The organism is Erythrobacter sp. (genome assembly GCF_024305245.1).
In the GTDB taxonomy this organism is placed as follows: Bacteria; Pseudomonadota; Alphaproteobacteria; order Sphingomonadales; family Sphingomonadaceae; genus Erythrobacter.
On record NZ_JAMWYX010000003.1, the window covers coordinates 176679 to 192356 of the forward strand.

16 protein-coding genes and 1 pseudogene are annotated in these 15678 nt (G+C 65.9%); 4 read left to right on the forward strand and 13 right to left on the reverse strand.

Annotated features, from left to right (window positions below):
• Positions 1-29: 29 nt before the first annotated feature.
• The 5 genes from Q0L48_RS05570 to hisG form a co-directional block, all read right to left on the reverse strand.
• On the reverse strand, positions 30-2186 hold the full coding sequence (locus tag Q0L48_RS05570) for a sodium-translocating pyrophosphatase (RefSeq protein ID WP_296718245.1): 2157 nt from the start codon (positions 2184-2186) through the stop codon (positions 30-32).
• Positions 2187-2377: 191 nt separating this feature from the next.
• Positions 2378-3235 (reverse strand): thiamine-phosphate kinase, encoded by an 858-nt coding sequence (gene thiL, locus Q0L48_RS05575; RefSeq protein ID WP_296718247.1) that lies wholly within the window; start codon positions 3233-3235, stop codon positions 2378-2380.
• Between the two features lie 13 nt (positions 3236-3248).
• Positions 3249-3719 (reverse strand): transcription antitermination factor NusB, encoded by a 471-nt coding sequence (nusB, locus tag Q0L48_RS05580; RefSeq protein ID WP_296718251.1) that lies wholly within the window; start codon positions 3717-3719, stop codon positions 3249-3251.
• The gene (hisD, locus tag Q0L48_RS05585; RefSeq protein ID WP_296718253.1) at positions 3716-5011 is read right to left on the reverse strand and encodes a histidinol dehydrogenase; all 1296 of its coding nucleotides are present in this window, start codon (positions 5009-5011) and stop codon (positions 3716-3718) included. The genes nusB and hisD overlap by 4 nt, the downstream gene beginning before the upstream one ends.
• Positions 5008-5697 (reverse strand): ATP phosphoribosyltransferase, encoded by a 690-nt coding sequence (gene hisG / locus Q0L48_RS05590; protein ID WP_296718257.1) that lies wholly within the window; start codon positions 5695-5697, stop codon positions 5008-5010. Before hisG ends, hisD begins: the two co-directional genes overlap by 4 nt.
• Positions 5698-5742: 45 nt before the next feature.
• Between hisG and Q0L48_RS05595 the strand changes: the two genes are divergently transcribed.
• Positions 5743-6834 carry a DUF2332 domain-containing protein gene (locus tag Q0L48_RS05595; protein ID WP_296718259.1) on the forward strand — a complete coding sequence of 364 codons (1092 nt, stop codon included), beginning with the start codon at positions 5743-5745 and terminating at the stop codon, positions 6832-6834.
• On the opposite strand, the gene Q0L48_RS05600 is transcribed toward Q0L48_RS05595, so the two are convergent.
• Genes Q0L48_RS05600 through Q0L48_RS05620 form a run of 5 tightly spaced genes read right to left on the reverse strand, consistent with a single transcriptional unit; the run spans position 6831 to position 9796 of the window.
• Positions 6831-7295 (reverse strand): hypothetical protein, encoded by a 465-nt coding sequence (locus tag Q0L48_RS05600; protein WP_296718261.1) that lies wholly within the window; start codon positions 7293-7295, stop codon positions 6831-6833. The genes Q0L48_RS05595 and Q0L48_RS05600 overlap by 4 nt on opposite strands.
• Positions 7295-8188: an alpha/beta hydrolase gene (locus Q0L48_RS05605; protein WP_296718263.1), complete on the reverse strand. Its 894-nt coding sequence runs from the start codon at positions 8186-8188 to the stop codon at positions 7295-7297. Before Q0L48_RS05605 ends, Q0L48_RS05600 begins: the two co-directional genes overlap by 1 nt.
• The gene (locus tag Q0L48_RS05610; protein ID WP_296718264.1) at positions 8188-8997 is read right to left on the reverse strand and encodes an SDR family NAD(P)-dependent oxidoreductase; all 810 of its coding nucleotides are present in this window, start codon (positions 8995-8997) and stop codon (positions 8188-8190) included. Before Q0L48_RS05610 ends, Q0L48_RS05605 begins: the two co-directional genes overlap by 1 nt.
• Positions 8998-9047: 50 nt before the next feature.
• Positions 9048-9527: an NUDIX domain-containing protein gene (locus Q0L48_RS05615; RefSeq protein WP_296718266.1), complete on the reverse strand. Its 480-nt coding sequence runs from the start codon at positions 9525-9527 to the stop codon at positions 9048-9050.
• Positions 9524-9796, reverse strand: coding sequence for a BolA family transcriptional regulator (locus Q0L48_RS05620; protein ID WP_296718268.1), 273 nt, complete (start codon positions 9794-9796; stop codon positions 9524-9526). The genes Q0L48_RS05615 and Q0L48_RS05620 overlap by 4 nt, the downstream gene beginning before the upstream one ends.
• A 79-nt stretch (positions 9797-9875) precedes the next feature.
• Here Q0L48_RS05620 and Q0L48_RS05625 point away from each other — a divergent pair, with 79 nt between their 5' ends.
• Entirely contained in the window at positions 9876-10469 is a 594-nt protein-coding gene (locus Q0L48_RS05625) for a J domain-containing protein (protein WP_296718270.1), read from the forward strand.
• Here Q0L48_RS05625 and Q0L48_RS05630 read toward each other — a convergent pair.
• The 3 genes and pseudogenes from Q0L48_RS05630 to Q0L48_RS05640 form a co-directional block, all read right to left on the reverse strand.
• Complete coding sequence (locus Q0L48_RS05630; RefSeq protein ID WP_296718273.1) at positions 10466-11092, reverse strand: glutathione S-transferase family protein; 627 nt, start codon at positions 11090-11092, stop codon at positions 10466-10468. The genes Q0L48_RS05625 and Q0L48_RS05630 overlap by 4 nt on opposite strands.
• 13 nt (positions 11093-11105) lie before the next feature.
• Positions 11106-11451: pseudogene (locus tag Q0L48_RS05635) on the reverse strand (DUF1428 domain-containing protein).
• A gap of 36 nt (positions 11452-11487) precedes the next feature.
• The gene (locus Q0L48_RS05640) at positions 11488-12327 is read right to left on the reverse strand and encodes an oxygenase MpaB family protein (RefSeq protein WP_296718275.1); all 840 of its coding nucleotides are present in this window, start codon (positions 12325-12327) and stop codon (positions 11488-11490) included.
• Between the two features lie 117 nt (positions 12328-12444).
• On the opposite strand from Q0L48_RS05640, the gene cobS reads away from it, so the two are divergent.
• Entirely contained in the window at positions 12445-13434 is a 990-nt protein-coding gene (gene cobS / locus Q0L48_RS05645) for a cobaltochelatase subunit CobS (protein WP_296718276.1), read from the forward strand.
• A 51-nt stretch (positions 13435-13485) separates the two neighbouring features.
• Positions 13486-15672 carry a transglycosylase domain-containing protein gene (locus Q0L48_RS05650; protein WP_296718279.1) on the forward strand — a complete coding sequence of 729 codons (2187 nt, stop codon included), beginning with the start codon at positions 13486-13488 and terminating at the stop codon, positions 15670-15672.
• Positions 15673-15678 lie beyond the last annotated feature (6 nt).

Below are 15678 nucleotides of genomic sequence, written 5' to 3' on the forward strand. Positions count from 1 at the left end.
GGTTTGGTTTGTTCACGAGACGTGAAGCGTCAAGCCGCCCCATGCGCCAGCGCGGCCAGCAGCAGCAGCGCGACGATGTTGGTGATCTTGATCATCGGGTTCACGGCGGGGCCGGCGGTGTCCTTGTACGGATCGCCGACCGTGTCGCCTGTCACTGCGGCCTTGTGGGCTTCGGAACCCTTGCCGCCGTGATTGCCGTCCTCGATGTACTTCTTGGCATTGTCCCACGCGCCGCCACCGGCGGTCATGGACAGCGCCACGAACAACCCGCTGACGATCACGCCCAGCAGCAGCGCGCCGAGCGCCGCAAAGCCGTTGTCCTGCCCCGCGATGGCGGTGATCACGAAATACACCACGATCGGGCTGAGCACCGGCAGCAGCGACGGGATGATCATTTCCTTGATCGCCGCCTTGGTGACGAGGTCCACGGTGCGGGCATAATCGGGCTTGCTGGTGCCCGCCATGATGCCCGGATTTTCGCGGAACTGGTTGCGCACGTCGATCACCACGTCACCCGCCGCGCGGCCCACTGCGGTCATGCCCATCGCCCCGAACAGGTAGGGCAGCAGCGCGCCGAGGAACAAGCCGACGATCACATAGGGGTTTTCCAGACTGAAAGAGACCTCGCCATTGGCAAGAACCCCGTCACGGAAGGCCGGGAAGAACACCGTCAAATCGGTGGTATAGGCCGCGAACAGCACCAGCGCGCCGAGGCCCGCCGAACCGATCGCATAACCCTTTGTCACCGCCTTGGTGGTGTTGCCGACCGCATCGAGCAGGTCGGTCCGCTCGCGCACGCTGTCATCCAGACCCGCCATTTCGGCGATGCCGCCCGCGTTGTCGGTGACAGGGCCATAGGCGTCCAGCGCGACGACCATGCCGGCTAGCGCCAGCATCGCGGTGGCCGCATAGGCAATGCCCATCAGCCCGGCGAGCTGGTAGGCGATCACGATGCCCGCCGCGATCACAAGTGTCGGCAGGGCGGTCGATTCAAGGCTGATTGCAAGCCCCTGAATCACGTTGGTGCCGTGGCCGGTTTCCGAAGCTTTCGCGATGGACCGCACCGGACGGAACTTCGTACCGGTGTAATATTCGGTGATCCAGATGATCAGCCCGGTGATGACGAGGCCCAGAAACGCGCAGTAGAACAGATCCCTGCCGGTGAATTCGACCATGCCCTGCGCAGGGTTGATGACCGTGTTCATATCCATGCCGCCGGTTCCCAGCGCATATTGCGTCACGAACCAGATCAGCGGGATAGAGAGCACCGCGGTCACGATGAAGCCCTTGTACATCGCCCCCATCACGTTGGTTGCGCCAGCGCCGCTGGAGCCGAGGCGGACGAAGTAGGTGCCGATGATCGAGGTGACGATGCACGCCCCGCCGATCAGCAGCGGCAACGCCATCAGCGGCAGCAGCAGATCGCCCAGCTGCGTCAGCAACAGCGCGGTCAGCACCATGGTGGCGCCGACGGTTACGACATAGGTTTCGAACAGGTCGGCGGCCATGCCCGCGCAGTCGCCCACATTGTCGCCCACATTGTCGGCGATCACGGCAGGGTTGCGCGGATCATCTTCGGGGATGCCCGCCTCGACCTTGCCGACGAGGTCAGCGCCGACATCCGCCGCCTTGGTGAAGATCCCGCCGCCCAGACGCGCGAAGATCGAGATCAGCGAGGCACCGAAGGCGAGACCGACGAGGCCGTCGATCACCACCCGGTCAGACGGGCTCATGCCCATCGGACCGATCAGAACATAGAAAAACACTGCGATCGCGAGCAGCGCGAGCCCGGCCACCAGCATCCCGGTGATCGCGCCGGCACGGAAGGCCAGCGTCAGGCCCGATTGCAGGCTGGTGCTGGCGGCTTCGGCAGTGCGCACATTGGCCCGCACCGAGATGTTCATCCCGATATAGCCCGCCACGCCCGAAAGCACCGCGCCCGCGACAAAGCCGACGGCCGGCACCATGCCGAGCGCGAAGGCGACCACGGCAGCAACCACCACGCCGACGATGGCGATGGTGGTGTATTGACGGTTCAAATAAGCTTGCGCGCCTTCCTGGATCGCTGCGGCGATTTCCTGCATCCGCGCATTACCAGGGCTGGCACGCAGCACCTGGCTGCTGGTGAAGACGCCATAGACAATGGCGAGCAGTCCCAGCCCGATTGAAATGAGCAATAAATTCACGAGTTATCCCCTCTCGTCTGTACCGTCCCGTTGGCCGGGACGCATGCGCCTCTTATTTTGAAACCCGCGGGCGCAAGGGTGCACAGTCTTAGGGGCTGGAACTGCACTGGCAAGCCTGCGGCGTGCGCCAATGCGCGCTTTCCTGCGGGTTCTCACCGGTTCCGGAGGGATGACGGCGCGGCGTCGGCGCGTCAGCCGTGGCGGTAGCCGAGGTCGGCAGGGTCGGCGAGCGGGGGTTCGTCGAGCAGCAGCGGGGCCGATCCGCGCGCGCGAACCGCGCCGATCCGGACCGCTGGCACCGGCAGGGCGGCGGCTTCGGGCGCGGTGAACAGCAATTCGTAATCATCGCCCCAGCGCACGCATTCGGCAAAGCGCGTTCGGTCAGCGACCGGAACCGCGTCGGCCGCGAGGGCGAAGGTCACGCCGCTTGTCCACGCCATGCGCCAGCAATCGAGCAGCAGCCCGTCGGAGATATCCATCATCGCGCTGACATAGGGGGCCAATGCGACCCCTTCGGCCATGCGCGGGGCCGGGCGGTTGAAGGCGGCAAGGTGCTGCGGATCGCCTTCGTAACCCAGCATTGCCCGCCCGACAGGGCCGGTGACATAGACGCCGTCGCCCGCCGCTGCCCCGCCGCGCGACGGCACCGGAGCATGGGTCGCCCGCCCGATCGCGGTAATACCGTAAGTGCTGGGGCCGGTGGCGGCGACCGTATCGCCGCCCATCAGCACCGTGCCGAGGCTGCGCAAGGCTTCGTCCAGCCCTGCAAGAAAGCGCGCATCATCGCTCCCCAGCGAATGGCCGAGCAGCACGCCGACCGGCTCCGCCCCCTTGGCAGCCAGATCGGAAAGGTTCGCGGCGAGCAGTTTCCACGCCACGTCGGCCAGATCAGCATCGGGGCGGAAGTGTGTGCCTTCGGCCATCATGTCATGAGTGATGACCAGCGTTTCGGCGCCGATGGTCAGGATCGCGCAATCATCCTCCAGACCGCGCGCTCCGGGATGGAGCGGCAGCTTGCGCAGGGCGGCGATGAATTCGGTCTCGTTCATGCTGCGGGCCGGTTTAGCCCGAGCGCGCGTCCTTGGCCACGGCGTCGAGAATGCCGTTCACGAACTTGGCCTGCCCGTCGTCGAAGAACGCCTTGGCGACCTCGACATATTCGTTGATCGCGACCGCTGCCGGCACATCGCGGCGGGCCAGCAGTTCGTAGGTGCCCGCGCGCAGCACCTGCAGCATCGCCTTGTCCAGCCGCGCGATGCTCCATCCGGCGGCGAGCCTGCCTGCTACCAGCGCATCGATCTCGTCACGCCGCGCGTCGACGCCGCGCACCACATCGTCGAAGAACGGCACTTCGGCATCGGCATATTCGGCATCGTCGAAATCGTCATCATCGATGGTGCGGCCCAGCCGATGCTGGTGAAACTCGTCGAGCAGCCGGGCGAGCGCGGTGCCCTCCATGTGCTGCTGATAGAGCGCCTGCACGGCAGCTAGGCGCGCGGCCGAACGGGCTTTGGAACGTTGCGGCGTGTTCATTTGATCCTCAATTCCACGGACTTGGCGTGGGCGGGCAGGCCTTCGGCACGGGCCAGCGTCGCGGCGGCCGGGCCAATGGCGTTGAAGGAAGCTTCATCGAGCCCCAGAAAGCTGGTGCGCTTCATGAAATCAAGCACCGACAGCCCGCTCGAAAACCGCGCCCGGCGGCCTGTGGGCAGCACGTGGTTCGGTCCGGCGACGTAATCGCCGACCGCTTCGGGCGTCATCCGGCCGAGGAAGATGCTGCCCGCATGGCGAATTTTGTGCATCAGCGCTTCGGGATCGTCGACCGCGAGTTCGACGTGCTCGGCGGCCAGCCGGTCGGCCAGCGCCGGGGCTTCGGCCAGCAGATCATTGACCACGATGATGACGCCGTGCGCGTCCCAACTGGCGCGCGCGGTCTTGCCGGTGGAAAGCTGGCTGATCTGCAGGTCGATGCAATCTTCCACCTGCCGTGCGAAGCCTGCATCGTCGGTGATCAGGATCGACTGCGAGGTCGGATCATGTTCGGCCTGCGACAGCAGATCGGCGGCGATCCAGTCGGGATCGTTCTTGCCATCGGCGATGACGAGGATTTCCGAAGGCCCGGCGACCATGTCGATGCCGACCACGCCGTAAAGCTGGCGCTTGGCCTCTGCCACCCAGGCATTGCCCGGGCCGGTGATCACATCGACAGGACGAATCCGTTCGGTGCCATAGGCGAGTGCGCCCACCGCCTGCGCCCCGCCGATGCGCCAGATCTCGTCCACGCCCGCGATATGCGCCGCGGCGAGCACCAGTGGGTTCGATTGTCCCTTGGGCGTCGGGGTCACGACCACCAGCCGTTCCACCCCGGCGACCCGCGCCGGGATCGCGTTCATCAGCAGCGACGAGGGATAGGCCGCCCGCCCGCCGGGAACATACAGCCCCGCCGCATCGACCGGCCGCCAGATCGCGCCCAGCCGCACGCCTGCAGCATCCACATAGTCGCGGTTCTCGGGCAGCTGCGCCTCATGATAGCTGCGGATGCGCGCCGCCGCGAGTTCGAGCGCGTCGCGCAAGTCCCCCGGCAGGTCATTATAAGCCTGCTCGCACGCCTCGCGCGGCACCGACCAGTCGGCTTCGTCCGCCATCGTGTAGCCATCCAACCGCTGGGTATATTCAACCAGTGCCGCATCGCCGCGTGCCTTGACGGCGCGCAGGATGTCGGTGACCTGGCCTGCAACATCGCTGTCGGTTTCGCGGCGCGCATCGACGATGCGGTCGAATTTCCGCGCGAAATCGGGCTGGAGGGTGGAGAGGATCGGGATCATGCCGCTGCTGCTCCGTTCCCGCTTTCGGCATCGCGGCGGAAGGCATCGACCAGCGCGGCGACGCGGCGATCGGTCTTCAGCGCGGTGCGGTTGACGATCAGCCGCGCCGAAATTTCGAGGATCGTGCTGGTTTCCACCAATCCGTTTTCCTTCAATGTCTTGCCGGTCGATACCAGATCGACGATCTGCCGCGCCAGCCCGAGCGAGGGGGCCAGCTCCATCGCGCCGTTCAGCTTGACGCATTCGGCCTGCACGCCGGCAGCCTCGAAATGGCGGCGGGTGAGGCTGGGATATTTGGTCGCCACCCGCAGGTGGCTCGCGCCAGCAGGGTTCTCCCCGTCCTCGGCCAGCCGCGCGACCGACAGGCGGCACAGCCCGATGCCGAGATCGACCGGAGCGTAGAGATCGGCGTAGTCGAATTCCTCGATCACATCGGAGCCGACGATGCCGACCTGCGCCGCGCCGTGGGCGACAAAGGTCGCGACATCGAAGGCGCGCACGCGGATCAGGCGCATGTCGGCGCGGTTGGTGCCGAACGCCAGCGCGCGGCACTTGGGATCGTGGAACGCGGCTTCAGGCTCGACCCCGGCGCGCGCCATCACCGGCAGCGCCTCGTCAAGAATGCGGCCCTTGGGGACAGCAAAGGTCAGCTGTCCGGGATTGTCGTGGTTGCCATTGGTGGTCATGATCGAGCGGGGACTTAAGGGCGGTGCGGGAAAAGGGCAATGGGAATGGCGTTACGCGAGCGCGGGATCATGGGTCTGGAAGACTTCGCCGCCGCGCTGGAATGGCAGGCCCGCCATGCCGAGGAGAACGGCGCGCCCGCCACCGTGCGGGTGGTCCGGGCGCTGGCCGGGGTGCGCGCCAGCGATACGGCGACGGGGCGGCGAATCGCCGGCTGGGAGGGGCTGACGCTGAAGGACGCGCTGCCGCTGCGGCTGGCGGGCGGCTTGCACCACCTTGTGCTGACCGGCGCGGATGATCGGCTGGCGCAGGTCTATGCAGGGCAAGTGACCGATCAGGCGACAGTCGATGCGCTGGTGCTCGATCTGGCGCGGCGGTTCGATGCGGAGTTGCTGCCGTGGCTCGACGGGCCGCCGCAGACGAACGAGGCGGGGCGGGCAGCCAGCATCATGACGGGATTGCTGTATCTGGCGCAGCGGGTGCGCGCGCCGCGTTTCGACCTGTTCGAACTGGGCGCGAGCGCCGGGGTCAACACCATGCTCGATCGCTATTTCTTCCGGCTGGGCGAAACCGAGGTCGGCCCGGTGGATTCGCCGATGCGGATCGTGCCCGAATGGCGCGGAGTATCGCCGCCCGCTCCGCCTGCGGGGTTCGGCATTGCGCAAGTGAAGGGCTGCGACATTACCCCGATCGACCTTGCCGATCCGGACAGCGCCCTGCGGTTGAAAGCCTATGTCTGGCCCGATGCGCCCGCCCGGCTTCAACGGATCGACGCCGCGATTGCGCTGGCCCGCCAGCAGCCGCCCGATCTGATCGCTGCCGACGCGGGCGATTTTGCCTGCGCGATGCTAAAGCGGCCAGCGCAGCCGGGGACGGCGCGGGTGATGTTCCATTCGATCATGTGGCAATATCTGCCCGCGGCCACCCAGCAGCGCATCACCGCCGCGTTCGAGGCGGCAGGCGCGCAGGCCACGCCCGAAATGCCGCTCGGCTGGGTCGCGCTGGAGACTGATCCTGCGACTTTCCGCCACGAGCTAACCGTGCGGCTGTGGGACGGGGCAGGCGCGGATGGAGCGCCCGAGGTGCTGGCTTTCGCCCACCCGCACGGCGCATGGGTGGAGTGGATCGGTCCCGCCTAGGCCTTGCGATCCCACAGCGCGGAAATCACTGACCATCCGGCCAGCAGCGCAAGGAACAGCGCCAGACCCGCCAGCGGCGAAGGCCCCGCGACGATCTCGCCCTCGGCATTCACCATGTCGCCGAACAGGGCGCCGAACAGCGGCTCATTGAGCCACACGAACGCGCCGATCCAGTAAGCCGCGCTGACAGCGGCTTTGGCGAGGGTCCGGGTGGCGGACGGTGCGCGGTTCGCGTCGGTCAACACGCGCCGCACGCCGAGAGACAGGATGGTGAGGACTCCGATTCCGGCGCATACCCATCCCGCCGCGATCGGCACCGTCGCGCCAGCCGGCTTCCCGATCTGCGTGACGTCAACGCCGGACAGCGAAAACGCAAGCTCAAGCCACAGCATCCAGTAAACTGCATGGGCACAGGCCGAAAAGCCGTAACGCACCGCAATCGTAATCGGCGATCGCGGCATCACGCTCCCAGAAACGCCTCCATCGCAGCGTTCACCGCGTCCGGCGCTTCCCACGGTACGAAATGTCCGCAATCGGGCACGTGGACGATGGTGAGCGGGTCGACGATGTCCTCCAGCCCTTCGAGGTTTTCGGGCGGCAGGGCGAGATCATCGAGTCCCCAGACCACCAGTGTCGGGATCGTCAGCTTGGGCAGGGCGGGCGGCGTGTAGCCTTCGGGCACTTCGAACGGCGCATCCATCAGCGGCACGTCGATCGGGCTGGCGCGGTAGTAGTTGAGCATCCCGAACGCGGCATCGCGGTTCTGCCAGTCGAGCAGCAGCGCGTCGCGTTCTTCCGGCTCCATCGCGCTGGGCCGGTCCCACTTGACCTCTTTCAGCAGCAGGCCGGTTAGGCCGTGTTCCTTGACCAGCGCATCATTGGCCGGATCGCGGAAGCCGCGGATGTACTGGCTCGCCTCGCGCTGGCCGGGATGGGTGTAGAGCAGGCGCTGGAAGATCGCCGGGTGCGGGGCGTTGGCGATGATCGCTCGGTTCACCCGCGCATGTTGCCCACCCAGCGCCACGCCCCATGCAATCGCGCCGCCCCAGTCGTGCCCGACGATGGTGAAGCTGCCGATGCCCAGCGCATCTGCCAGCATGAAGATATCGCCGATCAGCTTGTCGGGCGTATAGGCGGCCACATCCTGCGGCTTGGACGATCCGCGATAGCCGCGCTGGTCGGGCGCAATGCAGCGGAACCGATCGGAGAAATGCGCGATCTGGTGACGCCAGGTGCGGTGACTTTCAGGAAAACCATGGAGGAAAATCAGCACCGGCGCGTCGACCGGGCCTTCATCCACCACGTTGAGGTGAATGCCGTTCGGCAGGGCCACGCGCTTCAGGTCGAAATGCATCAGTTCTGCTCCATCTTGTCCATATAGCCCTTGGCGACCATCCCCGCGATCTGGTCGAACAGAGCATCGGGGGTGCGGCGCAGTTCGCCCATCGCCTGTTCCGCGCCTTCCGCGACGATGATCTCGCGCATGCCTGCAGCCATGCCGTCCAGCATCGCGCGCGCGGCGACATCGGCGCGAATGCCTTCGTCGATCGCCTTGTCGCTGCGGCCGCGGGCAGTGCCATCGGCGGTCAGCGCGTTGCGCGAAACCCCGGTGGCGACCGATCCGGGGTAGATTGTGTGGACGTTCACTCCGGTCTGCGACAATTCGCCGCGCAATGCATCGGCATAGCCTGCAAGGCCGAACTTGGCGGCGGAATAGGCCGTGCGCATCGGCACGCCGACCTTGCCCGCGACCGACGAAATGAACGCCAGCGCGCCCGATCCGCGCTCTGCCATGTGGCCGATCAGCCCTTGCGAAAACGCGATCTGCGCGGTCAGATCGATAGCGATGATGTCGCGATAGACCTGCATATCGGTGGTGAGAGCGCGGCTGCGCTGCGAAATCCCTGCATTGGCGAAGGCGATGTCGATCCCGCCTTTCCAGGCGATGGCCTTGGCCGTGGCATCGGCCAGCGCGGCATCATCGCGCACATCGAAGACGAGGATCAAGGTTTCGCCGCAATCCGCCGCGACCTCGGCCAGCCGAGCCGCGTCCCGCCCCGACAGCACCAGATGCGCGCCGCGCGCTGCCAATTCGCGCGCCAACGCCGCGCCGATTCCCGATGATGCGCCGGTGATCCATGCCACCTTGCCTGTATAGTCCATTGCTCTCTCCCGTTTTGCCAAGGACTAGCGAGCGGGGAAGGGGAGAGCAATCAGGTAGGGTTTTGGCAGGTTGCGGTTCGAGACCGGATCATGTCGGCCAGTTCGACCGGAAACACCGGTTCGTGCCAGTCGTCCAGTTCTTCGAGCGTGAACCAGTGATGCTGCGTCATTAGCGCCTTTTCGGTGGCGGTGTGGCGGCTGGTGTCGATGGCCGCTGCGGCCACCCGGATCAGGAAAAAGCGCTCGTCCGCCTGCACCGGTTCGCCTTGAACAGTGATGAATTCGGGCGTCATCTGCGCGATTTGCGGCCCCGGATCGGCGATGATGCCGGTTTCCTCCAGCAATTCGCGCCGCGCCGCGTCTTCAAAGCTTTCGTCCGGTTCGCACTCGCCCCCGGCCGTCACCCAGAACGGCGGGCGGCCCGGCACGTCATAGCGGAACATCAGCGCGCGGCCTTCCGGATCGAGCACGATCAGCCGCGCCGCACGGCGCAGGCGCAGAGCGGTGTTCAGGCCGGTGTTCAGCGTCATGCCTCGGGCACGCTCGCCTTGATCGCTACCGCATGCACCCGCTGGCCGACGATGTCGCCTAGCGTCGCGATCACAGCGCGCTGGCGGGCGAGGCGGTTCATCGACGCGAACGCCTCGGCCTCGATTTCGATGGTGAAGTGCGATTCGCCCGACCCATCATCGCCCGAGTGGCCGGAATGCTTGGCGCTGTCGTTGATGATGGCAAGGCGCGCGGGCGCAAAGGCCTCTGTCAGGCGTGCGTGCATTTCCTCGGCAACGGTTCCGCTCATCGAGACTTTCCTTCTTTGCAACGTGGTGATGGCGATTCGGACTTGGAACTTGGGGGGCGCGTCGCCATTCTCAACCGCTATGCCTTCACCACGATTTCATGGCCGCGTCGAGTGTCCGGGGCGCGAATGCGATGCGCCGGGCTGCCGCGACGCTGGCGAATTCCGCGCACCCGGCACGCGTGCGCACGGGTTCGACGGGCCGGGCGAATGGCGCTGGTTCTGCCTGCAGCACGTGCGCGAGTTCAACGCCGGGTATGACTGGTTCGAAGGCATGAGCGCCGAGGAAATCCTCGATGCGCAATCGCCGGTCGCCGGGTGGCGCACCGAAAGCCGCGCCTTCCGCCCTGACACCCATGTCGATGGAATGCCGCGCTGGGCCGATTATGCCGATCCGCTCGATGCCATTTCCGCCCGCGCCCGCGGTGTCCGCAGCCGTGCCGAGCGCGAGGCGCGGATGGCGGCAAGCGGGCGCTTTTCGCGCGAGGAGGCGCAGGCGCTGGAGGCGATGGGCCTGGGATCGGATACCGACAAGACGCGGCTCAGGCGGCGCTATTCCGAACTGGTGCGGCGTTACCACCCCGACCGCAACGGCGGCGACCGCAAGCACGAAGCGCGGCTGAACGAAGTGGTCGACGCCTATCAACTGCTGCGCAAGAGCGCGGCGCTGACTTAACCCGGCGCGGCTGCTCCCAAGTTCGCGTCGATGGCGCGGGCCTCGGCATAGGCGGGCCGCTGGGTGATGCGATCGACATAGGCGCGGAAGGCAGGCCGTTCGGGAATCGATCCGAACTGCAGGCCCCACACAAACTGGCTGCCGAAATAGGTGTCCGCCATGGTGAAGCGCGATCCGGCGGCAAAATCATTGGCCGATAACCACTGATCCGCCGCATCCAGCGCAAGATCGAGACTGCCGAAACCGGCCATGCCGGACTTGCCCTCTGGCACTTCCCAGCCCATCGCCTTTGCCACCACCGCCTGTTCCAACGGCCCGGCAGCAAAGAACAGCCAGCGGAAATAGGCGGCCAGTTCGTGCGTGTCGGGCAGCAGTCCCGCCTCCGGATGCGTCTCGGCGAGGTAGTGGTTTATGGCAGCGCATTCGGTCACGACGTAATCGCGGCCCGATACGTGATGCACCAGCACGGGCACCTTGTTCATCGGGTTGACGTGCTTGAAGCTTTCCGGGCGCGTCTCCCAGTCCATCATCACATGCTCGTACTCCGCGCCCGCCTCGTGCAGCGCCCAGCGCGAAATCTGGCCGCAGCTCATGGCGACGGTGTAGAAAGTGAATTCGGCCATCGGTTCCTCTCCCCTACTGCCCGAGCGTGACCACGGGGACGAACCCGCCGAAGATCATCCGCTTCCCATCGAACGGCATCGGATTGGTCTCCGGGTCGCATCATCTTCGCCATTCCGGCATCGCGGGTCGCCTTGTCGGGCCATTCGATCCAGCTGAACACGACATCCTCGTCATCGGTCGCCTGCACCGCCTTGCGGAAATCGGTGTGTTGGCCTGCGGGCACATCATCACCCCAGCATTCGATCACGCGGATAGCGCCCATTTCGACGAACAGCGGATCGGCGTGATTGGCGTGGTCGATGAATTTCTGGCGATTGGCCTTTGGCACCGCAATTACGAAACCGTCGATATAGCTCATGACCTGTCCTCCTCCCGTAACGCCTTATGGCGCTTTTCAAGTCTGCCGGAACGCCCAGCGCAAGGTGCGGCCCATGCCCCATGTTGCCGCGCGGGCGGGCAGGGCGGTGAGCATCGGGCGCTGCAGCCGCAGCATCGTACGCGCCCAGTCGGGCAGCATCGTGACAGCATCGGCGGTGATCATGGTCTGCACCCCGCGCGGCGTCCCGTCTGGCCGCTGGTTCAGCACCAGCTGCGCAATCTCGCGCGCTTCCGGCGAGGTGGCAAGATCATGGCGCAACTCACGGAAAATGCGCTCGGCTTCGGCGCGGGTCTCCGGCACTGGGTCGGCCCCCAGCGCGCGGGCGATCACCGCGAACTGGCGGTAATATTCGTCCTGTTCGTGGCCCGGCATATCGGGGCGGACGTGGCGCAGATAGCCCGCCAGAAAGCTCTGCGCCTCGGTCACATGGACCCAGGCCAGCGTGCGCGGATTGGTGGCGGTATAGGCGGATCCATCGGGCAGCGTCCCGCCGACACGCGCGTGAATGCGGTTGACCCGGTCGATCGCCTTCATCGCCTCGTCGCGGTGGCCGAAGGTCGTCACCGCAATGAACCGCGCCGTGCGCCGCAGCCGCCCGTGCATGTCCTCGCGGAAATTGGAATGGTCGAGCACGCCCTGCAACGCATGCGGGTGGAGCATCTGCAACAGCAGCGCGCGCACCCCGCCGGTCATCATGCCGACAATATCGGCGTGCACCCGCCGGATCGGGGTATCGCGTTCGAACAGTGCCTCGTCCGATGGCGGGGTGGGTTGCTGACCCTTGGCCGCATCGTGAAACACGCCGCGCACTTGGCCAACCAGTTTGAGACGCAGCGATTCGACGGGGTCGGCCATGAAGGGCAATATAGGCGCGGTTCGGCGCACAAGGAAACGAACTCGCCAAGATTGCCTGCCTTTTGCGACAAAGCACCGCTTGCAGGCTGGCCGCAGGCGTTCTAACCGGACGGCACGATGACTGCACCTTCCAAGAACAATGTCGCCGGCGCCAACGCCATGCCCACCCAGCCCGACACCACGGTCGATGTCCGCGAGGTCTTCGGCATCGATGTCGATTGGCAGGTGCCCGCCTTCTCGCAACCCGACGAACACGTGCCGGAAACCGACGGCGCGTATGTGTTCGATCCGGACACCACGCTCGCGATCCTTGCGGGCTTTGCGCATAACCGCCGGGTGATGGTGCAGGGCTATCACGGCACGGGCAAATCGACCCATATCGAACAGGTCGCTGCGCGGCTCAACTGGCCCAGCGTGCGCGTGAACCTCGATGCCCATATCAGCCGGATCGACCTGGTGGGGCGCGATGCAATCGTGCTTAAGGATGGCTTGCAGGTCACTGAATTCAAGGAAGGCATCCTGCCCTGGGCGCTGCAGCACCCGGTCGCGCTGACCTTCGACGAATATGATGCGGGCCGTCCGGACGTGATGTTCGTGATCCAGCGCATTCTGGAATTCGATGGCCGCCTGACCCTGCTCGACCAGAACCGCGTCATCACGCCCAATCCGTGGTTCCGGCTGTTCGCCACCACCAACACTGTGGGCCTCGGCGATACCAGCGGGCTGTATCACGGTACGCAGGCGATCAATCAGGCGCAGATGGATCGCTGGAACATCGTGGTCGCGCTGAATTATCTCGCAGCCGACGTCGAACAGCAGATCGTCAAGTCCAAGACCCCTGAGACCGACGACAAGCTGATCGCCGACATGGTGAAGGTCGCCGAACTGACCCGGCAGGGTTTCATCAACGGCGATATTTCGACGGTGATGAGCCCGCGCACGGTCATCACCTGGGCGCAGAACAACGAAATTTTTAAATCGGTCGGTTTCGCCTTCCGCCTCAGCTTCCTCAACAAGTGCGACGAGGCGGAGCGGACGCTGGTGGCGGAATATTACCAGCGCGTGTTCGGCGAAGACCTGCCCGAAGGCGCGGCGAAAAAGCGCTGACGGGAAGCCGCTTGCCCCGCAGTGTCATAGACTGATAACACAGTCTTCACGATGGCGCTGTTCGACCGATTCTGGAAAGGCTCACGCGGCGGTGCGGATGGTGCCGGGGGCGACGCGCCCGCCGGATATTATCCGCTCTACGAATCGATGCGGCCGCTCGATCCCGACGAGGACGACGATCTCCCCCGCCCGCGCGCGTCTGCCACACCCGATTTCGACGCATGGGACGCCAAGCTCGCCGGAATCGACGAGGCGCTGGAGGGCGAAGAAAAACGCCGCCTGCGCTGGTGGCAGCGCGATTACTGGCGCAGCCGCAGCAAGTGGTGGTGGACGGGACGCGGAATGCTCGCGGGCCTTGCGCTGTTCATCGTGCTGATCGGCTGGCTCGCCACCACGGCGCCGCTATCCAAAAGCCTTGAACCCATCGCCCCGCCGCAGGTCACGCTGCTCGCCAGCGACGGCACGCCGATCGCCCGCAGCGGCGCGGTGGTCGAAGCGCCGGTCAAGGTCGCAGACCTTCCGCCGCACGTGACGCAGGCCTTCATCGCGATCGAGGACCGGCGGTTCCGTTCGCATTTCGGCGTCGATCCGCGCAGCATCGCGCGCGCCGCGTGGACGGGATATGGCGGCGGATCGACGATTACCCAGCAACTCGCCAAGTTCACCTTCCTGACACCCGAACAAAGCCTCAGCCGCAAGGCGCGCGAGGCCTTGATCGCGTTTTGGCTGGAAGGCTGGCTGACCAAGGACGAGATCCTCGAACGCTATCTGTCGAACGCCTATTTCGGCGACAACCAGTACGGATTGCGCGCCGCGTCCCTGCACTATTTCTACCGTCATCCCGAAAAGCTGCGCCCCGAACAGGCGGCGATGCTGGCGGGATTGCTACAGGCACCGTCGCGCTATGCCCCCACCAAACATTATGATCGGGCGCGGGCGCGCATGGATCTGGTGGTGGGCGCGATGGTCGAGGAAGGCTATCTCACCGCTGCCGAGGCCGCCGCGCTGCCCGATCCGCGCATCGACGTGCGCACGCGTGACGACAACCTGCCGACCGGCACCTATTTCGCCGACTGGGCGCTGCCGCTGGCGCGTGAGGGGATGGAGGCGAGCTATTCGCGCCAGGTGCTCACCACCACGCTCGATGCGCGGCTGCAATCGCTGGCGAACCGCGTGGTCGCGCGCGCGCCGCTTGGCGGGGCGCAGGTGGGGCTGGTGGCGATGCGCCGCAACGGCGAAGTCGTCGCCATGGTGGGGGGCAAGGATTACAGCCAATCCGCATTCAACCGGGTCACGCAGGCGCGCCGCCAGCCGGGTTCGACTTTCAAGACCTTCGTCTACCTCGCCGCGCTCGAGGCCGGGTGGGAGCCGGACGACACCATCCCCAACACCGAAATCACCCAAGGCAGCTACCGCCCCAAAAACGCGCGCGGGCGGTATTCGGATCAGATCACGCTGGAGGAAGCCTTCGCGCAATCGAGCAATGTCGCCGCGCTCCGGCTGTTTCAGGCGGTGGGCAGCGAAAAGGTGATCCGCACCGCGCGATCGCTCGGCATCACCGCGCCGATGGCGGAGGGCGACCCCAGCCTCGCGCTCGGCACGTCGGTGATGACGCTGATGGAACTGACCGCCGCCTATGCCGGGATCGCGGCGAACGAATTCCCGGTCGAACCCCATGCCTTCGCGCGTGAGGAGCAGGGTTGGTGGGAATGGCTGACGACGCGCAAGGACAGCGTGTCGCGCGGGGACCACGAAGATATCGAGACGATGCTGCGCGCCGCAATTAACCGCGGAACGGGCCGCAATGCGGTGCTGCCGATCGCCAATTACGGCAAGACCGGCACCACGCAGGATTACCGCGACGCATTGTTCGTGGGCTATGCCGGTGATCTGGTGGTGGGCGTGTGGGTTGGCCATGATGACAACGCGCCGATGAAGGGCGTGACCGGCGGCAGCACGCCTGCGCGCATCTGGCGCGATTTCATGCGGGCTGCGCTGAAGCTCGAAGCCGCGCCGCCGCCCCGGGCCACCGAATCCCCCGATCCCGAAGGGCCGGTGCAGCCACTCGATATCGGCGAAGGGGAAGAAATTCCGCTGGGCGAGGACGGCACCACGCTCCGGATCGACGGCGGCGGAGTGACGCTGTCGCAAGAAGGCGTGCCGATCGAAGTGCGGCTGGGCGAAGGCGGGGTGGTGATCCAGCCTGCGGCCACGCCGACGCCGGGATCACCGCCCTAGAACGCC